This window comes from Candidatus Planktophila versatilis, from assembly GCF_002288105.1.
Classification (GTDB): domain Bacteria; phylum Actinomycetota; class Actinomycetes; order Nanopelagicales; family Nanopelagicaceae; genus Planktophila; species Planktophila versatilis.
Genome location: NZ_CP016774.1, coordinates 29,637 through 52,433 on the forward strand (window position 1 = coordinate 29,637; position 22,797 = coordinate 52,433).

Sequence of the window (22,797 nt, forward strand, 5' to 3'; positions counted from 1 at the left end):
GTGAATTCTCAAAGAGAAGGCCTTTTGTCCAAGATTGCCAAACACGTACAAAAATACCAATGGGGGTATGTTTTTTTTGTAGGAATTTTCTATCTGCTGCTAACCATCTCAAAAGGCACGCACAACATGAATTATTTCGAAGAGTGGGTTGCAGGTTTTATCCGAGGAGATTTCTTTACTCTTTACCACGTTGTCCCCAACCAGGGGATCCTAGAAACAGACAATCTAACTGTTCCCTACCCTCCTTTCTCACTCTATATGCTAGGCGCCGTTGCAAAGATCTTGATCTTCTTTGGGGGAGAGTTCTCGTCAGTCTTCCTTGTAGCCTCAAATTTGACCTCAGTAGTATTTACATTCCTCACAGCGGGATTACTTTGGTATTGGGGTAGGACAAGAGGTGGACTACAACCATTTTTTTATCTAATTACTCCTGCAGTTTTCCTAATATCACCAATTCTAGGATATCAAGATTCGATCATGTCTTTCTTTATAGTTGCAGCGCTAATCGCTGCGGAGAATCAAAGATATTTTGCAACCGGCCTCCTTGCCTCCTCTGCAGTCTTCTCAAAGCAACTTGCAGTAATGCCAATGTTCGGCCTCGGTTTGCTTGTACTGTTTTCATTAAACTGGAAGGCCATCTATCGCGCGGTCTCTGGTTTCGCACTGGGCTTCTTAGTGATTCTTTCACCTTTTATTTTTACGGGCACCCTCACTGCCTATTTTCGCGCTCAGGGGCTTGCATCAGTCCACACGATGATGTCTGCTCAGAATCCAAACATCCCCTGGGTCGTTGGTCTATTTTCACGGATTGGCGAGTATGGATTCAATGACTCACGAAGCTATTCCGCTCTTCCATTAAGGATTGCGGATGACAATTTAAGACAAGTGTTGTATTTGTCCTTCGGAGCCATCACAGTCGCAGCAATCCTAGCTTGGCTTCTCTTCTGGACAAAGCGTGTTGGAGCGCGAAATATTTCACCTATTTACATCGGCGCGGTCGCCATCACTGCTTACAATTTGTTAAGTTTTGGAGTGCACGAAAACCATTTCTTCATGGCCATTCCAGTCTTGTTTGCACTGGCCGTAACCCAGCAGACCAGGAGAATTTATCTTCTTGCCAGTGGAGGGCTGGCCTTGAACCTGCTAGCGACCTGCGGGCTTGGGCGGTCAGTTGCGGCGATATCGCCTATCACTCAAATTAGTGGGGAACTCTATACAGCAACCTCGATGGTTTCATTAGCGCTTTATGTCTGGGCCATGTTGGGCTTAGTTCGAATAAAGCCCATCTCGGGCGGTAAGGCAATACTTTAAGGTTCCAGCCCGTTTGGTAATTACCACCCCCTGCCATGGTGCAGAATTCCCCCATGCGCTTAGATCATGTTTCTTATGTGACTTCCCACGACCAACTAGCTGACACTGTGCAAAGACTAGGTTCACGCCTAGGTAGCACATTTGTAGATGGTGGTATCCACCCACGCTTTGGTACACGTAACTTCACCGCCTCACTTAAGAACGGTCAATACATAGAAGTTGTATGTCCACTTGATCACCCGGCAACAGAACAAACACCATGGGGTAAGGCAGTATCAAAGAAGGCAAATGAAGGTGGCGGTTGGTTTACCTGGGTATTTAGTACAAAAGACATCACGCCAATAGCTACAAAGTTCGGCCGTGAGGCAACAGAAGGTCACCGCACACGACCAAACGGAACAGATCTCAAGTGGGTGCAAATTGGAGTGAAAGAGATTACTGACACAAGAGAATTCCCATTCTTCATTCAGTGGCTCTCTGCAGATCACCCGTCACAGGATGGCACACCTCTTGCTGAGATTGAAAAAATTGTTATTGCAGATACTGATCAACTAGCTGACTCTTGGTTTAAAGAAGACATCCTGGCATCCCTCGGTGATGTCACGATTGAGTGGGTAGACCCATCAACTAATGATGATCAGTCTGGGATTGTTGCAGTCCATCTTTCAACGCCGAGTGGTGTTGTGATTCTTGATTAGACCGAGCCAAGTTCAAGACAAGTCTAAGGTTTATGTGGCTCGTTTTGAAGACATAATTATGACTAAATCTAAATAGGTGTTGACCGGGTTAGCGTAACTATAACCACCAGTAAAAATCTGCCAAAAACTCTTTTCAATTTTGTGAAGTCGGCCAGTGAAGAAAAATGTAGTCCCATATTGACTAAGGGTGTATTGAAATTTTGTTATAGGCCCATTTCTTGGGCCTATAAATTTGAAAAAAGTTATATCGTGCTCACGTTGAATTTTCTTTAACTGTTTTCGCGTGGAAGTGATAACGACATAATCAAAGTAGTTTAGCGAATTGCTTATGAATTTATCTCTAATTGTTTTATCCTTCCATTCACCATGCAGGATGTTCAAGCAGCTCAGTGCGGTATGCCCAGACTGAGTTAAAGTCACGAAATCTGAAATTTTTGTTGGAAAGAGATCTTCCATTGACAAGTTTGTAGTGTTAAGCCCAGCCTCTCTCGCCTTTCTTATTGAGTCTAGATTTACATCAATGCCTCGAGCCTTAATCCCCTTCTGATTTGCAAGTTCCAGTAAAGAACCGAAATCGCACCCAACATCTAGGAGCGTAGAGACGCCCATAGCCTTCAAATTCAATGAAATTACTTCATCCCGTAAACGAATTGCAGCTGCTTGAACTGCTAGAAATGATTGATCCACTAAATCTCCGGGGGGGGCAATCGATTCAATTTGACGATTCTTAGGATTGATTCTCAGATTGGAGTAATTAGAAAAAAAACTTGTCATATTCTCCCTTAAATGGTTAACTAGGAGTGATGGTGATGTAAATGCAAGAATATCCTAGCTTTCTGCTTAATTATTGCCCTGAACTAATAACTTAACAATAGTTGGAAGTTTGCGTTCCTCGAGAGGAATTTAAGATTATTTCAAGATTCGTATGTTGATAACACCCCTGCCTTTGGGTTACTTTAACTTGAAATCAAGAAATAAAGTCTAATCGCTATATCGGATAATGGGTAAGAGTTGCTACAATTTACGGTGGCCAAAATAAGTAAGCGTCAAGATGATGTTCTTGAATCGGTAACTCATATTGAGTCAACTCTCTATCAGGATCAGAGAGGTCACTTCTTGGAGACTTGGAGTCAATCCCTATCTGAAACCCTAGTGGTTCCAACTCTATCTCAGGTCAACCTCTCTCATTCTAGGAAAGGTGTAATCCGAGGTTTGCACCGTCAGAAGCCACCATACTCACAAGGCAAATTGGTGGTTTGCTTATCGGGCGCAATTCAAGACGTAGTTGTAGATATAGACCCAAAGTCATCAAGTTTTGGGAAATACACCTCAAATGTCCTCCTTGGAAATACCGAAAAAATGCTCTGGGTCCCCAAAGGGTTAGCTCACGGTTTTCAAGCTTTATCCGAAGACACAATAGTTTTGTACATGACAGACAGCCGATATATGCCTGGTTTCGAGGAAACTATCTACCCACTAGATAAAACAATTGGGATTTCCTGGAAGTTAGACGATTTTATCTTGAGTGCAAAAGATCTGGAAGGAATATCTCTGAGTAGCTTGCGCCAAGATTCCGAAGTCAACCTAAAGCCTAGAAATGAGACCTCTTAATGTTTGCGGTCGTTAGTGGCGGCGCCGGATTTATCGGTTCTCACCTAGTCTCAAAACTGCTTGAAAGTGAAAAATACTTGAAAGTTGTTGTAATCGATAGGTTATCTATAGGTGGATCAATTTCCAATTTAGAAATCGAAAATCCTAAACTAATTTTTGAACAAGCAGACATCTCTGACCTAAATGCGATGCAAAGAATCTTTGAGAAATTCCCATTTGAACCGATTGAGATTTATCACCTCGCGGCGGAGAGCCATGTCGATCGCTCAATAAAATCAGGTATACCTTTTGTTCTATCGAACGTACTTGGCACGCAAGTAATTTTGGATTGTGCTATGCAGTATGGTGTCGTTCGGGTCTTGCACGTTAGCACCGATGAGGTTTATGGTTCACTTTTAGATGGGACCGCGTCGGAAAATCATCCGCTCAACCCATCATCTGCCTACTCAGCTAGCAAGGCAGGAAGTGATCTTTTAGCGAGTGCGGCGCAAAAAACCCATAATCTAGATGTAATCGTGACGAGATGCGTGAATAATTTTGGAATACGCCAGTCCCCTGAAAAATTCATTCCCAGGATGATTATTCGAGCCCTAGACGGGAAACCCTTACCTATCTACGGACGAGGTGACCAAATAAGGGAATGGATATCAGCCGAAGATCACTCCGATGCACTCATCAAACTAATGAATTCAAACCCTACTGAAAGGATTTATAATATAGGGACGGCAGATAGGTTGAGTAACTTGCAACTAGCAACTGAAATAATTAAAGTCACAAAATCTGGTTCGGAAATAGTTCATATCGAAGATAGAAAGGGTCATGATTATCGGTATGCGCTGAATTCCTCTTTGTTGCATTCCGAGTTTAACTGGTTGCCCACCTCATCAGTTATCGAACAAATACCCAAGCTTGTGGAACATTACGCAGAAAGGCTAAGAAATTCTGGCTTTCGCACTCAAGTTCAAGAGGTAGAGAAGAATTATGGCTGAACGCAAAGGAATAATTCTCGCAGGAGGTCGCGCGACGAGAATGTATCCGATCACGACTGTTGTTTCAAAACAACTATTACCAATATTTGATAAACCTATGATTTATTACCCACTTTCCGTCTTAATGCTTGCGGGAATTCGTGAAGTGTTAATAATTGTCAATCCTGAAGATCACAATTCTTTTCAGGAGTTACTGGGAGATGGTTCAAATTTCGGAATTCAAATCACTTACAAAATTCAGTTAGAGCCAAAGGGCATTGCAGAGGCGTTCGTGATCGCTGAAGATTTCTTGAAAAATGATGCAAGCTTTTTAATTTTAGGTGATAATCTCTTTATTGGTTCGGGTCTAGGAAGAAATCTCTCTCAAGTTGAATTCAAGTATGGATCTCATATTTTCCTGTACGAGGTTGATAACCCCTCCGATTACGGAAACGTTGAGATGAATAATCAAGGACAAATAATTGGAATCTATGAAAAGCCTCTTACCCCTAAATCTAAATATGTGGTTCCAGGTCTCTACATATGCGACGCTACAGCACGGGAGCGAGTGAAGAATTTAAAGCCATCAGCCCGGGGCGAGCTTGAAATCACTGATTTATTGAAAACCTACTTAGAAGAGAACCTGCTCACTTCAACAATTCTGACTCGAGGAACTGTTTGGCTTGATACAGGGAGTGCGCGCAATTTATATACAGCATCAGAGTATGTCAGAGTGATTCAAGAGCGACAAGGCACTCAAATTGCATGTCTTGAAGAGATTGCGCTATTGAATGGATGGATTACGGAATCTAAGTTAAAAAACTTACCATCATTTTCATTCAAATCTCCCTATGGCGATTACATACGGAATCTAGTAAGTTGAAAAAAAAAGTAGTGAATGTCATGAAAGTGGCACACAAATTTGGAGTTCGCAGATTTCAGAGTTTAACGGAACTTGTTGAGCACCAAAACCCAACAATCCATTCGGAGTTTCAGATTCCTGGCACAAAAAACCATGACCCAAACCCATGTTTACTCGACGAATCCACATACCCAATGTTTCAAGTCGAACTTCAAAATTATATGGAAAACCTGGAAAGAGATTTCGAATCTGGAAGGAGCTATACTTCATTCAAATTCGGCGATGGCGACTACAATTTCTTAAAAAGGATTCCAAGCGGAAGTGCGCAACCAGGAAAACGTGCGGTGAGTAGAAATCTCAGTAAATCAGAGATGTCACCCTTCATAACCGGCTCTAAGAAATGTAACAAATATTTTTGTGAGATATACCCAGAGAATAGAAAGATGTTTCAAGAGGTAATTGGCTCTGATAGAAATACGATTCCTGCAGAATTCAATTATGGGCTCGTATCCAACAAATGGCTATTTAAAGAATTTGGAAGCTCAATAGGGATTATTGGAGCCTCCGAAAAAGTTGACTTAATTAGACAGTTGATGCAATATCCCGAGTATCAAGAGTATTTGGGTCTACGCGAGTTTAGTGATTACATCAAGGTGCCCCAAAAATTCGCTTGTGACGATCTTGAATCTCTTGAAATAAGCATGAAAGAGCAATTTAAAGAAGCGAAATCAAAACTGTTTCTTTTTGGCATTGGCCATGTTAAATCGGGTATAGCCTGGAAGCTAAACTCTTTCTGGCCTGCAATTTATCTGGATATAGGTTCGGGGATTGACGCAATTGCAGGAATCATTGATGAAAAAAGACCCTACTTTGGAGATTGGACGAATCACCAACTCAGATCTGGATTCGATTATTCTAAATTAGACTTGCTACAACTTGAAAAATCAAAAGTAAAATTTCTAAATTAAGGATTTATCAGAACCAGTTTTTTGAATCAAACTTCTGCCGGATTTCATCGAACCATTTCACTGTGGTCATGATCCCCTCGTCTAGAGATGTATAGGGAAATACGCCAACAGTCTTATCCAGCAGCAGCCCATTCGATTTTGTCACAGGAATATCTTGTCCATCTGGATCAACGTAATGAAGGGGAATAGAGACTCCTGTTGCCCTTTGGATAGAGTTCACTAAATCTAAAAGGGATACTTCATTACTGCCCCCGATATTCAAAACTTCCGGTAAGTTCTCTTCCGACTCAATCAATAGGATTAATCGACGGATTACATCGTCCACAAAAGTGAAATCTCTCTTGATTAAGCCATCCCCGTTTAAATTGAACTCGAATTGACCGCGCGCGGCGGCAATGAGGCGTAGGTATGCCATGTCTGGGCGCCCCCAAGGCCCATAAACAGAAAAGAATCTCAGGCCCACGAACTTTGTATTGGATAACTGATGTAGTTTTTTTGCTAACCCTTCATTTAACCACTTTGTATATGGGTAAAGGCCAGTGGGTTGGCCCAACATCTCTGATTCAACAAATGGAAAACTTTCAGACTTCTCATAAACACTAGAAGAAGAGGCGTAAATGAATTTAGGAACATTGTGCTTCACCGCCAAGCTGGCTATCCTTGAGAAAGCTTCAATATTGTCCCTAAAGTAAGAAAGATTATGAGGATAAGAAACCCGAACTCCAGGTTGTGCCGCTAAATGGACAACACACTCAAAATCTTCGTCAGCAAATAATTTCTCGGTTCGATCATCAGAAATTTCAAATTCATAAAGCTTGTCACCGAGTAGAGTCTGCGCTCGTAATTTTTTATACTCAGGTGAATAGTATGGAGAAATTCGATCTAAATAAACACACTCATGTCCTTCGGATTCTAATCTACTTCCTAGATGAGCTCCAATGAAACCAGCTGCCCCCGATACCAGAATCTTCATAGCGCAAGGCTACTATTTAACCAGCTTTATTGTTAATATCCGGACATGCAAAGTCACGATAAATTTCACCAGAGCGAAATTTCGAAGCATGTAATCCTTTACTTCATGTCTGTTGCACCAAGAGAATTATCTTCTCGCGAGGTACAAAAGAGAGTTCTGGATTACAAAATCGCATTCAAGCAACTTCAGCGAGTACTCCCACAGTCCTGGCAAGTGATCATTTGCGAAAACACACTCGGGGCAAACGAATCCAGTTTGACCTCGATACTTGATTTCCAGAGGGGACCTTTTCCTATTTCTTCTCTAAGTGCTAACTCAGGGGAAATCAATAAGGGAATTGGAGAGTTGGACATGATGGTCAATGCTGCCACTGATTTTCCTGAGTTATTGAGGAATTCAAGAACAGTAAGCTATTTTACCGGCAGAAGAATTGTCACGAACAGATATATTTTCGAAAGAACAGAGAATTTGACTTCAGAAGCACTGATATCAAACCCGGACTTTTTCTATCTTGATGGAACTATTGTCGAGACAGAAAAACAATACATGTACAACGATATGTTCTTTTCAATGAAATCCAGAACTTTTCTTGATTATGTGGAATTTTTTAAGTCCAATCGGGAGAAAATGATAGAGTTAGGGGTAGGATCTGAGCAGAATCTATTTGACTTCATGAAGAAGAACGGCATCGGTTTTGAGTGGTTAAATGAATTAGGTCTTCTGCGCAGGGAGAAGCAAACATTTTTTAGATGGTTTCAAAAAGATCGCATCCATATCTGTTAAATCGAAAGGCAGTAGTAATGGAAATCAGAAAAGACATTTTGCCGGTTCTTCGCCCTGTTTCCGGAGTTGAAGAGATCGCATCTTTGGCAGAAACACTCGAATCAGGTTGGTGGGGCAAAGGTCCTAAAGTTGCCAAGTTTGAGGAAGAATTCGCGAAGATGGTTGGTGCAAAATATGCGGTTGCAGTTACGAGTGCGACACATGGGCAAGATTTAGTTTTCAAGGCACTTGGCATCCGACACGTAGACGTTATCAATCCCACTATTTCCTTTATGACAACGGCCGCAGTCCCACTTTGGAATGATTGCACGAGCAATATTGTTGACGTGGATCCACATACTTTAAATCTCGACCCGAATGATGTGAAAAAATCGCTTAGGATTAATACCGAAGCAATTATTGCGGTTAACCATGCCGGAGTACCTGCACCTATTGCTGAGATTCGCGAGTTCTTCGATGGATTTATTCTTGAAGACTGTGCCCATAGTTGTTATGTGCCCGGAGCTGGACTGCAAGGAGACGCTGCAGTTTGGTCGTTTCAAGCAGTTAAAACAATGCCGACCGGTGATGGAGGGATGATCACAACAAACAGTAAAGAACTCTATGAAAAACTAGTTCCAATGACTTGGCTCGGAATCTCAAGTACCTATTCAAGAACTTTGGCTACGAGCTCTCTTATTCCTGGGAATAAGCCAGGTGGCTATAATTGGGACTATGAGGTTGATGTTCTAGGCTACAAGTGTTACATGATTGATTTGACCGCGGCAATAGGACTAGAACAAATGAAGAAATTGCCAAAAAATCTTGAATACCGTCGTCATATTCAATCGCGATATAACAATGAGCTTGATATGAAAATTGGCCGACCCGCATGGTCTGAAACTGTTCAGTATTATTGTGCACGCGTTGATGCTGAAATTAGAAACGATCTAATCAACTATCTCGCTGACAAAAAAATACATACAAGCGTGCATTTTAAGCCGCTTCACCTGTATCAGATTGTCAAGCAAAATAGAGAATACCCAGTCGCGGATCAAGAATGGCGCAGGCTTATTTCTTTACCATGCCACCCAGGAATGACTGAAGAAGATATTTCATATGTGATTTATTGGGTTAACCAATATTTTAAAGAATCTCATAAACGTGAGAAATTTTGAAATCTCCGACAATTAGCGTCAAATCATCTTGGCAATTCACACCAGATTCTTAATTTTTTGATTCCGGCGGATCAATTGATTTTCCAACTCTTGGAGTATGTGTATTCATGAAACCAAAATATGAGAGACACACTTATCAAGATTTGAGCTTAAATCTTCATACCGAACGCGATTCTCTCCACTACAGAGTAAAACTTGCTGCTGTAAGACTTTTCATTGATAAAAACCCATTTGCATTTCAACAAAATGGTACTTCCGTAGTCAAATCCAGGTTGAGACACAACTTGAATCTTATGAAGATAAAAGCGCAGAACCAGACAGACTGGATCTTGAATGTTAATGGTGAGCAGCTTTGGAGAACAATGAAATTGAACGGTTCTAGGTTATTGATAGGACCAAATGTTGAATTCCATGCCCCATGGGTTCGCCAAAAAATTGAAGATGTCTCAGATGCGACAATTCTTATTCCAAGCATTTGGGTGGAGCCAATAATTCGCTCAAGAATTCCATGGTTCAAAGGGGAAATTCGAGTTCTCGACAGCGATATCGATTTGAATTATTGGCGCCCAAGCGATAGCAAACGTACTCACCTACTCGTTTACTTGAAATCGAATGAAAACGAAGCTGACTACCTGACGCTTGTGGGTTATTGCAAAGAATTACAAGTCGAAATATCTACAGTCCGCTACGGTCAATATTCGAAAAAGGAATTCAGAAAGAAACTCGATAATTCATTCGCAGCTGTTTGGTTGGGCGGTACGGAAAGCCAAGGCTTGTCTTTGCTGGAAGCTTGGGCGATGGGCGTTCCTACTTTAGTTCGATCTGCACCCAAATACTTTGACGATGTTACAAAACAATGGTTCAACTCTTCAAGTGCACCACTCCTTTCGGCAAAGTGTGGCATTGAATTTTCAATGGAGAGTTTTTCAATGAGTCAACTCAAGCTTTTTATAGATGAATCGAAACACCTCATGCCCAGAGAATTTGTGGTGGCTAACTACTCAGAGGAAAAATCACGATTAAAAATTCAGCAACTATTGCAGGCTTCGAATCCCAGAATCTAGTTGTTGCCAATGAGAGTAAAGCAGGTCTTGTGTATCTATTGAGCTCTTCGCGAACCAAGGCTTAGGTAGATAGATCTGGTCTTGTTTGGAATTAAGGAATGCAGCCCACCAACTCAAAGAACTGTTAGATCCAATCAATCCAGACATGCGGGACATTAGCAATAAATTCTCAGAGGGTTTAGGTAAATCGTTATGCGATATGTAGCTTTCAGCATTCGGGAAAACCTTCCTTGCAATTTCAATAGAATCAGAGAAAACAACAAATTTCGCGGCTGAATTGATTTGCATGATTCTGTCAGATGCCTCTTTGTAATACTCAGGACTTACAATTCCGTGGAAATTTTCTTTCCCAATATAATCTCCACGTCGGATGTGGATCGCATAATGACTGTGCTGAGTGATTTTTGCGCTCAGTAAATGGAATTCATTGCTGAATTGAACGTGTTGATTGGGTAGCGAACGTAAATCATCCTGGACATTCTCTAGATATAGAAATGATTGGAAGTAGCCATAAAGCGTTTTCCCTCTGGGATTTTCATAAAATCGAGAGTCAAATCTGAAACTTTGCTCAGCAAAGAAGAAACGTTCTCTATTGACTATCCTGTTCAACCTAGAAATCAATGTAGATCTGTAGGGATGGCGGCTACCTGGTTGTCGAGAGGCCGCGTGAATATTGAAATTATGGAGTTCATAAGGCCTGTCTTTGATGCTGGGTTGAATAAATTGACATTCGAGCCCCGTGAATTTCTCGATGCTCTTGCCCGCGGCATACCCGAACAATTGATTTCCAAGGCCGCCTGTTAGCGCCACTTCGAATCTACCGACCGAAACCTTAGGCACTCCGAAATGATAACATCGAGCCTGTGGGTAACCAGCTATTTTCTGTAGTTGTCCCAATCATTCCAAAGCATTTTGTGTATCTCCCCAAGCTACTCAAGGAGTTTGAGTCGGAGGAGGAATCTGTAGGAGAAATTATTATTTGTGCCAGTTCGACTATTGACACTGATCTAAGCCGCCTTCAACTCATCAAGTCAGAATCCAACTTATCCAAACTCATTCGAATTCTTTCCACTGACCTGTATCAGACTGCAGGACTCAATCGAAACCGAGGCTGGGAATCGGCCCTCTTCCCGGTAGTCTCATTCATTGACGCTGATGACACCTATCACCCAAAAAGACTTAAAATCTTAAATGAAGTTTTGGAAGCAACGGGGGCAGATTGCGTCGTACATGATTATTACCGGCTTACCCCTCGATTTAGGTTCAAGTTATCCGTAAATAAGTTCAGCAGAGTATCAACTTCAGATGAAATGAGAAAAGCTAATTCTGGAATTAAAAGTGATCATGACCCAGCTGACAATCTTTATAGAGGTGAAACTAACTTGAGGTTACCCTCAAACGTTTCGAAGCGCAGTCGCATACATCATGGGCATGCGACAGTTAAAACAAAAATTTTGCTGCGGTTTTCTGACAGAAGATTTGGAGAAGATGGAGAGCTACTGCAGAAAATTGTTAATTCCGGGCTCGATCTAGTTTATTTGGATGCAAAATTGTCGATTTACGATCGCCTCAATTTTTCAAATCTTTCTCAAAGCGCGCGAGGGCACCTTTCGAATTACCTCAGGCTCATTTACAGAGGAATTTTTTTAGCAAAGCCGAGTAGAAAGATGCCCAAAAAATAAGGTCTCTACCCGGCGCCAGTCTGACTGTTCCGGCCTTCCAAATCCTAGTAATTGTTAGTCTCTTATTCTTAACACTCTGATCATTCGTAATTGAACCGGTACTGACCCACGCACCCTTCAAATCACTCTGCGTACTCTCAATTCCACTACTGAAAAAACCCGAACCCATAGGCTCAATAATGATTCTTTTCTTCGCTACTAAAATACTTAAGACAGACTGATCATGCCGATGAATTCTTGAATTTCTCTCAAATGGGAGTTCCATAAGAACTCTAGGGTCATTCATGGCGTCTCTCCAGACACCCAGATATTCTCTAGCTAATTCAGAATTCTTCACAATCAGAATGCCTGCCGTAAACATAGGGTAGTTACCGAATTCCCCTGCTGACAATCTTTTTAGCACGCGAGGTAACGTCCACTCCCCAATAGTTGAGTTAATCTTGAATCCAGCTATCTCAAAATCTTTAGGCAGAGACTTGATTACTTGTTCAGGATTTGAATGCAACTGGCAATCTGCGTCCAAATAAATCAAATAATCATAAGAATTCAATTTTAGGAAATGATCAACTGCAATTGGCTTCCAAAACCAAGCCCCGACACCTTTTTTAAATTTTGGGAAATCCTGAAAAGGAGTTCCCGAGATTTCTTTTCTTAAATCTGAAAATGTATAGTTCAGAAAATCCACACCATGAGCTTCAGCGGATGCGCGGAGAGTCCTTAGCTGGGAGGAAAAATCTCTAAAACCTCTGTCATCAAGAGTCGTACCGAAGGCAACAACACCAATTCTCATGTCTGGGCTCATAGAGCCGTATACTAGCTAATGATCTCACACCGGCACTAAGTTTTTGGAGGGTTTCGTATTAAACCTCGAATCACGTTTATAACTCCAATTGGGAACTTCGTTCGAGACGAACCCACTTTAGACGTGAATATCGAAAAATTTAATCGTATCAAGAATTGTGAATTCATTCTAATAAATGATTCCTTCCGCAAGCCCAGTTCGCTTTCTAGACTAAAGAAGAAGTATGAGTCTCACAACATACATTGTGTTGAAGTTTCCAAGGGGAACCCGGGCGAAACAAGAAACGCAGGAATTGAGATTGCCTCTGGGGATTGGATTTCGTTCATTGATTCGGATGATTTCGTGGAATTCTCCGGCTATGTAGACTTGGTCGAGAAGGCTCAGTTAGCGGGAGCTGATTTTGCGGTTGGACAGTATGTAAGAATGTTACTTGCGGATTCAGGACTCACCAAGACTTTCGTTCCTTCAAATCAAGACAGCATTGAGCAACTTGCTCGCGATCCGGGAATCTGGCGTATGTGCTTCCGAAGGGATTTAATCAGCGCTAACCGATTCACTCCGATGAGAATGGCCGAAGACCAAGTCTTTCTATTAAATTTAGAATTTTGGAAACATAAAGCCCTTTTTTCGAGGTTGCCAATCTACTCCTACCGAACTGGAGTTGAGACACAACTGACCCAAACATTGGATGCATTCGATGACATTAAATTATCAATCGGAATTTTCTTTGACTATCTATTTAACGTAAGCCAAGAAAGGGATGATCGGAAGATTGTATCGATCATGCTGAGTTCTCAATTAATTAGTGTCTTTCGTCGTAAACCGTTTAAGGGTCCATTCTTACTTGCTGCGAATCTGCTGAGGGTTAGAAACTCGATTAGATTCACGAGAACCACTCTTTTTCTGATGAGAATCCTTATAATTGAATTCCTGGGAAGAAGCCGCAATTTTCTCGTAGACAAAGGAAATAGAAATGTCTAGCTCAAATCTACAAATTGCAAAGCAGGCTCTCGGGTTAGTTAGCCAGAGAGACAAAAGAAAAATATACATCGTTTCAGTTTCTCAATGTATCGCAAGCATCCTTGATCTTATTGGTGTTGCCGCCATCGGAATTCTCTCCGCAATTGCGGTGAATGGCGTACAGTCCAGACCGCCCGGGAACCGAGTGGGAAAAATACTTGAAATCTTGGGCTTGTCGGATTCTACTTTCCGAACCCAAATCATTTTTTTGGCCAGTGTTGCATTATTTGCAATGATTTTAAGAACTTGCCTTTCAATTATACTTTCCAGGAAAACACTGAGACTTCTTAGTAAAATTTCAGCTGAGATTTCTAATGATTTGGTGTCTAAGCTGTTCTCTCACTCATTACTAGAGGTCAAAACTCGCTCTAATTATCAGAATGTCTACGCATTGACGGCTGGCGTGAATTCCATAATGATCGGAGTCATTGGAGTAATCGTATCTTTACTTTCGGATATCTCCTTAATGATTGTCCTTGTCGGCGGATTGCTTGCGGTAAACCCAACGGTAGCAATTTCAACCCTAGCTGTCTTTTCCATGATTGGATTTTTGTTGTACTTATATCAACATCATCGTGCTGAAGTTATGGGCACTAAGTTTACAGAGTCAACTATTGAACGTGATTCAGATTTATTTACAGGCCTAAACTTGTATCGCGAATTACTTGTTCGAAATCAGAGGCATACCTTTGCCGAACAAATCAATCAGAAAACGACGGCGCTATCTCGTCTAAGTGCGGAAGTTAGCTTTCTCCCGTTAGTAAACAAGTATGTCATTGAAATTACAGTCGTTGTTGCTACCTTCCTTGTCGCTGCCGCAAGTTTTGCTTTTCAAGATGTCTCCCGAGCCGTGTCGGGGTTAGCAATTTTTTCAGCCGCCGCCGCGAGAATCACGCCCGGGATTATCCGCATACAGCAATCAATGATCCTTTTGAGATCTAGTATCGGTAGCACTTATCCGACTTTGGACCTGATCAAATCTTTGAAAGACGTAACAGCTTCTCAAAGTACTGAAATGTCGTCAAAGCCAACCCTGAATCAATTCATTCCCGAGGTTGTGTTTAAGAACGTTGATTTCACTTACCCTAACGCCCCAAGACCAGTTTTGAGCTCACTAAATTGCACAATTAATCCTGGGGAGCTTGTCGCTGTCATTGGGCCGTCAGGTGCAGGCAAGTCAACTTTTGTTGATTTGCTTCTAGGAGTAATTGAGCCAACAAGTGGATCAGTGACCATATCTTCCAGACGCCCGATTCAGGCAGCGAGAGATTTTCCGGGAGCCCTCGCATACGTCCCGCAGGAGGTCTCCTTAATGTCAGCTTCTGTGGAAGAGAATGTATTGATGGGATACTCAAAAAGTTTACAGAATATAGAGAAAATGAAAATGGCGCTCACGGATTCCGAACTTGATAATCTCATCAGTGAACTCCCGCTTGGATATCAGACAAGAATAGGTGAGCGAGGCATCCCATTAAGTGGTGGCCAAAGGCAAAGAATTGGAATCGCGAGAGCGTTGATTACCAATCCACGTTTGATAGTTTTTGATGAAGCCACGAGTTCGCTAGATGCAGAAACGGAAAATCGAATTAAGGAAACTATCCAGATCATGAAAGGGCGCGTAACTCAAGTGATTGTCGCACATAGACTATCTACAGTTCGAGACGCAGACACGGTTTTCTATATTGATGATGGTGGGATTAGGGCGCGGGGATCATTTGAGGACATTGCTCGAGAAATTCCAAACTTTAATTCGATCGCCCACCAAATGGGCCTGACAGACCGCTGATAATCTAGAGCAATGTTAATCTCACCTCTTGAGTTGGAATATCTCTGGCGTATAAAACCTAAATCCATTTTGCACATAGGTGCTCACTTGGGCGAAGAATCGGGTAGATATACATCCCGTGGATGGAACGATGTGGTTTGGATAGAAGCTCAGGAGGCTCTGGCAATTTCACTCACTGAAAGAATGATTCTAAAAAAACAAAGAGTGATTCACGCGGCAATTTGGGACATCGATGGAATCATATTGGATTTGAACGTAACCAATAATTCCCAATCTACGAGTTTGCTGGAATTTGGTACTCATAAGAATGATTACCCAGACGTTCACGTGTCACATAAGGAAAAGGTTTCAACCAAACGGATAGATTCGATATTCGACGAAGGCACCATTCCAGACTTTATTAATTTAGACATTCAAGGAGCTGAGATAAGAGCCCTAAAGAGTTGTGGGAAACTATTATCGAAAGTGAAGTACGTTTATTGTGAAGTCAACAAAAAGGAAGTATACCTGGATTGCCCTTTGGTAGATGAAATAGACGAACTCTTATCTGGATTTGGTTTCGAGAGAGTGACAACAAGATGGGTTCCCTATAAGGGATGGGGTGATGCATTTTACGTCAATACGGAAGTAACAAGAATTTCTATGCTTGCAAAACTGGTGGGTAAATCCTTCGAGTTGCTTTACACCCAATACTATTTTTTGTCAGTTGCTCACTTCAAATTTCTGCGAACTTTAAGAAAACTCAAGAATTCATTCGCTAATCGATAAGTGATGGCTTGATACCGCATCAAACTCCTTAAATGTAGAAATGAAATCAAAAGAGTTTCAATCCTTCCGCACCTGTTATGGTGAGCCGAAAAATTTGGAAATTCACTAGACACTAACAGATAAGAGAGATAATCAAACTTTTTTGATTCATAAAGAGAACACAACTGTCTGAAATCGGCAGCAACTCGATAGTTTAAATCCAATTTTCGGGGTCCCCTGAGGAAAGTGGTGGAGAAAATTACTCACTGGTGGCTGACATATGAATTCCTCTTTGCTGAGAGAAACCCCGGTAAACTAATCTGTCTTGAATTGAGATCTTCATCCCATCCTACGCTTACTGGGAAAAGATAAGAAGTTTCATCTTTTTCGTAGGTATCTCTTAGGCAGATTTGAAGACTTTGATGATTGATTAATTCGTCTCCGGTATTTGAGAACAATACATGGGTTTTACTAGCACATTGAACTCCCACATTCATGGCTTGGTAGACCCAATGGCCGGAATCACGCACTACTCGAACCTTAAGCTCATCCATTAGGCCTAGCTCAATATCATCATCTACTGGCACTACCAGAATAATCTCAATTTCCGATAAACCTGAAGGGATGGAAGAAAGGGTCTTGTACAACCGAGTATTCTCATATGCGGAAACAACTACGATAGATATCTCTGAGAAAAGGCTGGTGAAATTTGTGGACATACCAATCCTTCTGCTTGCTCATAAACGGCCTCACAATACTAGACAAATTGAGGAGTTAATTCCTGCATCTTCGCGAGCTTATTGTTTTGTAGATTTTGCTGGGGAAGGCTCCAATCTGAGCCGCGATGTGGTTGATTTTGTAAAGTCAACATTCACAAATCCTCAGCGTAGTTACAAGATTTCAGATGCGCCCCTAGGGCCTGGAAAGGCAATGATTGAGGCTATTGACTGGGTTTTTGACTTCGAAGAAAGAGTGTTAATTCTAGAAGATGATGTATTTCTCAATGAATATGCCATTGATTTTGTATACCAATCATCCCTCGCCATCAAAGATTCGACGACACTAATCACACTTCGTTCCCCATTCCAAGATCAGGATTACGTGGGCGATATCCCGTCGGGTTACTCAAAATTCTGTTTAACGAATGGTTGGATTCTAAACCGTGAAGCCTGGAGGCAATTTCAACACCATCGAACCAAATCCCTGTTTTCAGAGTTAGTTACCTTCGTTATTCGCCGGCCAACGTCCTTAAGAATTGAACATTTTTTCTTCTTATCTGCATCCGCGCTAAGCAGAAAGGAATTAATTCGAGCGTGGGACACACAGTTTATTTTTTTCACATTACTTAACAATATCCAGACTCTCACACCAAATCGATCTTGCGTAGAAATTCGAGGAGTTGACTCGGTTGCAAGTAATACGTTACCAGCGAGCAGTCATTTCAGTGATGTATTTTGGCCAGCGAGTAAGTTGCCACCTAGCCTAATATTTTCCAAGTCTCGGTCAGTCAGTAAAGTCTATAACGCTGAGATCCGAGACTCAGTCTATAAAATTCGCCCAAGGCATTTTTTCTCACCAATTAAGAGTTTATTGCAAATTATCAAGCACAGATGAGTAGACATTAGTAATCGAATGAGTTGAAAAAGTTGCAGCTGTCCCTGTGTCAAATAAATTTGCTCGCTGCGAATTGAAAATTTGCCGGATTCCCCCCAAGATATTTTCTATATTGTGCTCATGAGGTTCAAGTGCAATCCCGTTGCTATCTAGAATTTCCAAAATACCGCCAACATTTGAAGTGAGTACTGGGATGCCCAAACTTTGAGCTTCGACGATGCTATTTGGACTGTTGTCGGCGCGCGAGAGAGCTAAGAGTAAATCTATCTCCTTCCAAAAGTTTGGAAGAGATTTTCCAACTGGTTTAAAATCTCTCAAAAACAATACCTTATAGTTTCGCTTAAATCGTTCATCGCTTAACAATTTCGTGACCAAATCACCATACTTCGTGTAACTATCGCTCATAGTTGCTATGCCAATTCTCGGATTCTTCGCAATTTCCCCAGTTCTCTCTAGTAAATATCTTTCTGTATTCCAATCTGGCCCTAATGGATTGGGAATTCTTGAGACCTGCCTTTCGGAAATACTCAAATTCATTAATGCAGCACCTTGTAGCCAAAGCGAGGGTGAGACTAGGTGAAGATTGGGAAACTTTGTTAGATCCAGATTCCCTAACAAGTCTCTACCTCTTTGAATTTGGCGAGTGATTAACTTGCTGGCTCTTGGGCAGGCTCTACAACCGCCTTCATTTTCGATGCAATTCAACCTGTAATGGCAACCACCCGTGATAAGTCGCTCGTCGTGCATCGTTAAAACAATTGGAAATCCTTCTTGAATCAGCTGAACAAAATTCTTGGTGCTTATCAGGTTTTGCCAATTGTGAAAATGTAATACGCGGGTCTTGCCTTTCGACAATTTTTTGAAAAATTCAAGTGGAACTGCATTTGTTGAGAAAACAGAAAAATGAATATCTCTCGTAAATCGCTCATTTAACGCAATCGCTATCCTTGAACCAACTTTTGACACAATGTTTCGATTGATCGGATACTCTTTTAGCTCCAGAGTTAAATCGTTCCGGCCGATGCAGTAAAACTCTGAGTCATAACCCTCCTGAAGGAGTTCAGCATGGAGTCTTCTTGCCGCGAGTCCTGCTCCTCCAGTGTGCCCGGTAGATAGCTGAACCACGGAAGATTTTATATTTTGCACTCATAAATGATACTGAGCAACTTGGGCAATATGTCCGTTTTGTCCCCTTCCCACGACAAACTAGGATGGGATTCGTAGTAGCGAATAGAGGCGGCGACGGCTGAGCTCTTCAAGACAAAACCGGTTAAAGAAGGATCACTCAAGTGGCACTTAGCGTATGGACAGTTGCTGAACTGGGGGCTTTTTACACTGAGCACCGTTCAGAGCTTCTCTCGCATGCCAATCGAGTATTGAAAGACTCAGCTAAAGCTGAAGAAATCACTCAAGACTCACTAATCAAGTTCATGTTGGCTGCCCCTGAGCTTGAATCTTCAGAACACGCTCTCTCATATCTACATCGCACCATCGAAAACCTCTGTATCGACTACTTCCGCATGGAAGGGCGCCGTCCGAACCTTGTGGTTTTAGATGATGCCCAAGCTGAGGTAGAAGCTGCATGGCAGGTTTCCGGTGATCACTCAGCAGTTCTTTCCCAGGCAGAAGATGCAGCAATTATTCGCCAAGCTCTAGCCCTACTCTCCCCAGCCGAGCGCGCAGCGCTGGTTATGTGGGAGATGGAAGGTCGCTCAACTTCAGAGATCGCAGCAGAACTTGGTATCAAGGAATCTGCCGTGCGCCACACTGTTTCTCGCGCCCGAACATCACTTCGTCGTATTCTTTCTGAACTTGTTATCGATCACGAGCGTGGCCTCACAGCCCTCGATATGCTTTCAACCACCTATAAGAAGGCAGCCGATCTTGCAGCGAAGTCTTCTAAGGTCGCACTTTCTCTACTCTTAGTAGTCACCGCATTCCTTGGTTTTAACTCACTTACGGGCCGTGAAGGCGTTCTGCCAACAGCCACAACCCAGGAGCCAACTGCCAAGGTTGCTGCGCCTGCTGAAGCAACAGAGGCAGCCTCACCTGCACCATCTATCTCAATGCCAGCTAAGAAGTCTTCAACTATGGTCTCTGGTGTCTTTATCAAGGGCGCTAAGGCCACCTGGCCTGGCCTTGATTCAGAAGGCCTCCCAACAGCTTTCACTGTCACGGGTGAGAACGGAACCCTCGGCAAGATCCGCATTAACCGCAATATCCCCGAGGCAACTGAGCAAGGCACAATTTTGGCTACCCAAGCAATTACCTACCAGGGTGGACCAAACGTCTCCATCGATCAGAGCATCACAGTCGATGGCAACGGCACGAAGTATGAGGTTCAATACGTCTCATTCGGAATCAACGGGGTCTGGGCGGTAGCGGAAGCCCGCGCCACGAGCGTCGATTTTGAGCGTATGTCCAATGGCCAGTACCTTACGACCGTTACAATTTCCCTACTCTCAACCCCAACTTCAGAGTTGTCTATACCCGTGGGCAACCGCGGCTATGACGTGGTTGGCGCACCTAAGACGATTACAACTCGTCTCTTGCTCAACGCGAGCAAGACCCAAATTTTGGCTCAGGCAATTTTAATTCCTGAGCCTGCACAAAAGGCAAAGGGCTGATCACGTGTTACATCAGCTAACAAATAAGTTTCTTCACCGCGTCCGGATACACGGTGGAGAATTTGATTCATCAGCACGTGCGATGAATCGAGCGGAATCAGGAAACTGATTCCAAGCCGAGGTACGGAAATTCCGTAACTCGACTATCGAAAGGAAACAAATGTCTACAACGACAACTTTCAAGCGCATTGCGTTTGTAACTGTTGCAGCTTTGGGTCTTGGTCTGCTTTCAGTTGCGCCTTCAAACGCAGCAGTTGCAGCTGACACTCTAACTGTGACAGATGGAACAGCTTCTGTTGGTGACACCGTCACAGCAACATCAGCTACAGCAACAATTTCATTCCTACCAAGTGCGTACACCACTGACTCACACTCAGTAACTGCGTCACTCGTATCAGGTCCAGCTGCAAACACACTGTTCCCGGTATTGAAACTTACTGAAACAACAAGTGCAATCGTGAGTGGCACTGTTGCAAACCTAACTCCTGAGACAGCAACTGCCATTGGCGGAGATTTTGATGCTTACAATAAGGTATACGTCAAGGGCCGCGCAGCTGCAGTAACAACTGCTAAGTTTGCTGTATTTATCGGCACCTCATCTAATACAGGTGTTGTAACAGCTGGTACATACGTAGTTCGTATTACACCTGCTGCTGCACCAACTGCTGGAACAGCTGCTGCTAAGGACATCACAATCGTAGTTACAGCTGCGACCCAGTCCTCATCAAGCTCAACTGCACACATCTCAACTGGTACTGCTGCCCCAGATGCTGCAACGGATATCGTTGCAGTCGTTGCTGCTAACACAGCAAAGACAGCTGCAACTGATGCTGCTGCAAATATCAAGGTGACACAAGTTAAGTCATCTGGTGCTGCTGCAAATGAATCAATCACAGCGGTAATCACTGGCCCAGGAACAATTGGTGGTGCTGGAACTCAAGCTGCTGCTGCTTCAATGGGTCGTTCAATTACAGTTGGAACTAATGGTTCAGGCGTTGCATTCATCAACGTATTCGGAGATGGAACATCAGGTAAGGCAACAATTACCCTTACCGGCGTAACATCAGGATACTCATTTGGATCAAAGACTGTTCTCTTCTCAAGCACAACAATTGCTACATTGACAGCAGCTGCTGTCAATCCAGTTGTTGCTGCATCAGGAACAGCTAAGACTGATGCAGTTTCAGTTATTGCTAAGGATGCCGATGGCAACCAGATCTATAACCCAACTGTCTACACACTCTCATCTGCAACATCTGTAATCTCGAATTCATATTCGACAACAGGTTGTAATTGGGATGGAACTGATCTTGTTACTTACTGCGATGTGACTCCGGTTGCCGCAGGTTCAGCTAACATCACATTCACAAACCGTGCTTCAGCTACAGCAACAACACCTACAACAGCAGTTACTTCAAACGCTGTTGCAATCCGTGTTGGTTCAACAACTGCAGCAACAATGAAGCTCACAACTGATAAGGCAAGCTACCTACCGGGTGAAAAGATTACTTTGACCCTGGCAATCCTTGACTCAGCAGGAAATGCAGTTGCTGGTTCAGCTGATAACACCACATATGCAAACGTATTTGCTACAGGTGGAATCACTTCTGACTATGCGTTCTACACAGGCAGTGACACACTGACTGCAGTATTCGCACAGCTCTCACCAAAAACAAGCCTTAAGACATGGACGCTCTTTGCTCCACTTCAGGCTGCAGAGGTCACAATGACAGCTATTCCGGGAGCATCATTCCCAGCTGCATACCAAGCTACTAACGCACTAGGTCTTACTGCAAAGATCACTGTTGGTAACTCAGCAGGCGTCGATGCAGCTACAGATGCAGCTAACGAAGCAACTGATGCAGCAAACGCAGCAACTGATGCAGCACTTGCTGCCGCAGATGCAGCAGATGCAGCAACAGCAGCAGCAGAAGATGCATCAGCTGCAGTTGCAACACTTGCTAAGTCTGTTAACACAGCACTTGCAAGCCTCAAGAAGCAGATCACAGCGTTGACTGCCCTTGTTAACAAGCTCCTCAAGAAGTAATCGGCTAAAACCCGAAAACTTCTAGAAAAGCTCTAGAACCGAAACCCGGTTCTCCTTCGGGAGAGCCGGGTTTCGGC

The 22,797-nt window shown here is 42.8% G+C and carries 21 protein-coding genes; 15 read left to right on the forward strand and 6 right to left on the reverse strand.

Translation table 11 applies throughout. From position 1 onward, the window contains the following. Positions 1–1,311 (forward strand): hypothetical protein, encoded by a 1,311-nt coding sequence (locus A1sIA79_RS00130; RefSeq protein ID WP_095674238.1) that lies wholly within the window; start codon positions 1–3, stop codon positions 1,309–1,311. A gap of 53 nt (positions 1,312–1,364) precedes the next feature. Next, positions 1,365–2,009, forward strand: a complete 645-nt coding sequence (locus A1sIA79_RS00135; protein ID WP_095674239.1) for a VOC family protein — start codon at positions 1,365–1,367, stop codon at positions 2,007–2,009. Between the two features lie 30 nt (positions 2,010–2,039). Here A1sIA79_RS00135 and A1sIA79_RS00140 read toward each other — a convergent pair whose 3' ends face one another. Next, entirely contained in the window at positions 2,040–2,783 is a 744-nt protein-coding gene (locus A1sIA79_RS00140) for a methionine biosynthesis protein MetW (protein WP_095674240.1), read from the reverse strand. Between the two features lie 252 nt (positions 2,784–3,035). Here A1sIA79_RS00140 and A1sIA79_RS00145 point away from each other — a divergent pair, with 252 nt between their 5' ends. Genes A1sIA79_RS00145 through A1sIA79_RS00160 form a run of 4 tightly spaced genes read left to right on the forward strand, consistent with a single transcriptional unit; the run spans position 3,036 to position 6,418 of the window. Beyond that, positions 3,036–3,620, forward strand: a complete 585-nt coding sequence (locus tag A1sIA79_RS00145; RefSeq protein WP_190277058.1) for a dTDP-4-dehydrorhamnose 3,5-epimerase family protein — start codon at positions 3,036–3,038, stop codon at positions 3,618–3,620. Then, the gene (locus tag A1sIA79_RS00150; protein ID WP_095674242.1) at positions 3,620–4,609 is read left to right on the forward strand and encodes a dTDP-glucose 4,6-dehydratase; all 990 of its coding nucleotides are present in this window, start codon (positions 3,620–3,622) and stop codon (positions 4,607–4,609) included. The genes A1sIA79_RS00145 and A1sIA79_RS00150 overlap by 1 nt, the downstream gene beginning before the upstream one ends. Next, on the forward strand, positions 4,602–5,471 hold the full coding sequence (gene rfbA, locus A1sIA79_RS00155; protein ID WP_095674243.1) for a glucose-1-phosphate thymidylyltransferase RfbA: 870 nt from the start codon (positions 4,602–4,604) through the stop codon (positions 5,469–5,471). Before A1sIA79_RS00150 ends, rfbA begins: the two co-directional genes overlap by 8 nt. Continuing rightward, positions 5,468–6,418 (forward strand): hypothetical protein, encoded by a 951-nt coding sequence (locus A1sIA79_RS00160; RefSeq protein WP_150122962.1) that lies wholly within the window; start codon positions 5,468–5,470, stop codon positions 6,416–6,418. Before rfbA ends, A1sIA79_RS00160 begins: the two co-directional genes overlap by 4 nt. Before the next feature lie 7 nt (positions 6,419–6,425). Here A1sIA79_RS00160 and A1sIA79_RS00165 read toward each other — a convergent pair whose 3' ends face one another. Further along, complete coding sequence (locus tag A1sIA79_RS00165; protein WP_095674245.1) at positions 6,426–7,391, reverse strand: NAD-dependent epimerase/dehydratase family protein; 966 nt, start codon at positions 7,389–7,391, stop codon at positions 6,426–6,428. A 105-nt stretch (positions 7,392–7,496) separates the two neighbouring features. Between A1sIA79_RS00165 and A1sIA79_RS00170 the strand changes: the two genes are divergently transcribed. The 3 genes from A1sIA79_RS00170 to A1sIA79_RS00180 all read left to right on the forward strand — a co-directional run bounded on the left by A1sIA79_RS00170 (position 7,497) and on the right by A1sIA79_RS00180 (position 10,395). After that, positions 7,497–8,174, forward strand: a complete 678-nt coding sequence (locus A1sIA79_RS00170) for a hypothetical protein (RefSeq protein ID WP_150122963.1) — start codon at positions 7,497–7,499, stop codon at positions 8,172–8,174. A gap of 17 nt (positions 8,175–8,191) precedes the next feature. After that, positions 8,192–9,331 (forward strand): DegT/DnrJ/EryC1/StrS family aminotransferase, encoded by a 1,140-nt coding sequence (locus A1sIA79_RS00175; RefSeq protein ID WP_190277059.1) that lies wholly within the window; start codon positions 8,192–8,194, stop codon positions 9,329–9,331. Between the two features lie 107 nt (positions 9,332–9,438). Further along, a complete protein-coding gene (locus tag A1sIA79_RS00180) occupies positions 9,439–10,395 on the forward strand; it encodes a hypothetical protein (protein WP_095674248.1) in 957 nt (318 codons plus the stop codon). On the opposite strand, the gene A1sIA79_RS00185 is transcribed toward A1sIA79_RS00180, so the two are convergent. Further along, positions 10,366–11,235, reverse strand: a complete 870-nt coding sequence (locus A1sIA79_RS00185; RefSeq protein WP_190277060.1) for an alpha-1,2-fucosyltransferase — start codon at positions 11,233–11,235, stop codon at positions 10,366–10,368. The genes A1sIA79_RS00180 and A1sIA79_RS00185 overlap by 30 nt on opposite strands. A 23-nt stretch (positions 11,236–11,258) precedes the next feature. Between A1sIA79_RS00185 and A1sIA79_RS00190 the strand changes: the two genes are divergently transcribed. Then, the gene (locus tag A1sIA79_RS00190) at positions 11,259–12,077 is read left to right on the forward strand and encodes a glycosyltransferase family 2 protein (RefSeq protein ID WP_190277061.1); all 819 of its coding nucleotides are present in this window, start codon (positions 11,259–11,261) and stop codon (positions 12,075–12,077) included. On the opposite strand, the gene A1sIA79_RS00195 is transcribed toward A1sIA79_RS00190, so the two are convergent. Then, a complete protein-coding gene (locus tag A1sIA79_RS00195) occupies positions 12,022–12,879 on the reverse strand; it encodes a hypothetical protein (RefSeq protein ID WP_095674251.1) in 858 nt (285 codons plus the stop codon). The two genes, A1sIA79_RS00190 and A1sIA79_RS00195, sit on opposite strands and share 56 nt — an antisense overlap. A gap of 87 nt (positions 12,880–12,966) precedes the next feature. Here A1sIA79_RS00195 and A1sIA79_RS00200 point away from each other — a divergent pair, with 87 nt between their 5' ends. The 3 genes from A1sIA79_RS00200 to A1sIA79_RS00210 are packed head-to-tail and all read left to right on the forward strand — an operon-like array spanning position 12,967 to position 16,453. Further along, positions 12,967–13,860 carry a glycosyltransferase family 2 protein gene (locus A1sIA79_RS00200; protein WP_257789627.1) on the forward strand — a complete coding sequence of 298 codons (894 nt, stop codon included), beginning with the start codon at positions 12,967–12,969 and terminating at the stop codon, positions 13,858–13,860. Beyond that, positions 13,853–15,685: an ABC transporter ATP-binding protein gene (locus A1sIA79_RS00205; protein WP_095674253.1), complete on the forward strand. Its 1,833-nt coding sequence runs from the start codon at positions 13,853–13,855 to the stop codon at positions 15,683–15,685. Before A1sIA79_RS00200 ends, A1sIA79_RS00205 begins: the two co-directional genes overlap by 8 nt. A 12-nt stretch (positions 15,686–15,697) precedes the next feature. Further along, complete coding sequence (locus A1sIA79_RS00210) at positions 15,698–16,453, forward strand: FkbM family methyltransferase (protein WP_095674254.1); 756 nt, start codon at positions 15,698–15,700, stop codon at positions 16,451–16,453. 242 nt (positions 16,454–16,695) lie between these two features. Here the strand turns inward: A1sIA79_RS00210 and A1sIA79_RS00215 are convergent, their stop codons facing one another. Together A1sIA79_RS00215 and A1sIA79_RS00225 are read right to left on the reverse strand one after the other, a co-directional pair. Further along, positions 16,696–17,151 (reverse strand): hypothetical protein, encoded by a 456-nt coding sequence (locus A1sIA79_RS00215; RefSeq protein ID WP_095674255.1) that lies wholly within the window; start codon positions 17,149–17,151, stop codon positions 16,696–16,698. An 868-nt stretch (positions 17,152–18,019) separates the two neighbouring features. Then, complete coding sequence (locus A1sIA79_RS00225) at positions 18,020–19,192, reverse strand: glycosyltransferase (protein ID WP_150122964.1); 1,173 nt, start codon at positions 19,190–19,192, stop codon at positions 18,020–18,022. A gap of 143 nt (positions 19,193–19,335) precedes the next feature. Here A1sIA79_RS00225 and A1sIA79_RS00230 point away from each other — a divergent pair, with 143 nt between their 5' ends. Beyond that, positions 19,336–20,673 (forward strand): RNA polymerase sigma factor, encoded by a 1,338-nt coding sequence (locus A1sIA79_RS00230; protein WP_095674258.1) that lies wholly within the window; start codon positions 19,336–19,338, stop codon positions 20,671–20,673. A 160-nt stretch (positions 20,674–20,833) separates the two neighbouring features. Then, complete coding sequence (locus A1sIA79_RS00235) at positions 20,834–22,720, forward strand: hypothetical protein (protein WP_095674259.1); 1,887 nt, start codon at positions 20,834–20,836, stop codon at positions 22,718–22,720. Positions 22,721–22,797 lie beyond the last annotated feature (77 nt).

Bases quoted from the DNA above. Each gene is read 5' to 3' on its own strand.
- A1sIA79_RS00135 (WP_095674239.1), top strand. From the start codon at position 1,365: ATGCGCTTAGATCATGTTTCTTATGTGACTTCCCACGACCAACTAGCT.
- A1sIA79_RS00140 (WP_095674240.1), bottom strand. From the start codon at position 2,783: ATGACAAGTTTTTTTTCTAATTACTCCAATCTGAGAATCAATCCTAAG.
- A1sIA79_RS00150 (WP_095674242.1), top strand. From the start codon at position 3,620: ATGTTTGCGGTCGTTAGTGGCGGCGCCGGATTTATCGGTTCTCACCTA.
- rfbA (WP_095674243.1), top strand. From the start codon at position 4,602: ATGGCTGAACGCAAAGGAATAATTCTCGCAGGAGGTCGCGCGACGAGA.
- A1sIA79_RS00165 (WP_095674245.1), bottom strand. From the start codon at position 7,391: ATGAAGATTCTGGTATCGGGGGCAGCTGGTTTCATTGGAGCTCATCTA.
- A1sIA79_RS00170 (WP_150122963.1), top strand. From the start codon at position 7,497: ATGTCTGTTGCACCAAGAGAATTATCTTCTCGCGAGGTACAAAAGAGA.
- A1sIA79_RS00175 (WP_190277059.1), top strand. From the start codon at position 8,192: ATGGAAATCAGAAAAGACATTTTGCCGGTTCTTCGCCCTGTTTCCGGA.
- A1sIA79_RS00180 (WP_095674248.1), top strand. From the start codon at position 9,439: ATGAAACCAAAATATGAGAGACACACTTATCAAGATTTGAGCTTAAAT.
- A1sIA79_RS00195 (WP_095674251.1), bottom strand. From the start codon at position 12,879: ATGAGCCCAGACATGAGAATTGGTGTTGTTGCCTTCGGTACGACTCTT.
- A1sIA79_RS00205 (WP_095674253.1), top strand. From the start codon at position 13,853: ATGTCTAGCTCAAATCTACAAATTGCAAAGCAGGCTCTCGGGTTAGTT.
- A1sIA79_RS00210 (WP_095674254.1), top strand. From the start codon at position 15,698: ATGTTAATCTCACCTCTTGAGTTGGAATATCTCTGGCGTATAAAACCT.
- A1sIA79_RS00215 (WP_095674255.1), bottom strand. From the start codon at position 17,151: ATGTCCACAAATTTCACCAGCCTTTTCTCAGAGATATCTATCGTAGTT.
- A1sIA79_RS00235 (WP_095674259.1), top strand. From the start codon at position 20,834: ATGTCTACAACGACAACTTTCAAGCGCATTGCGTTTGTAACTGTTGCA.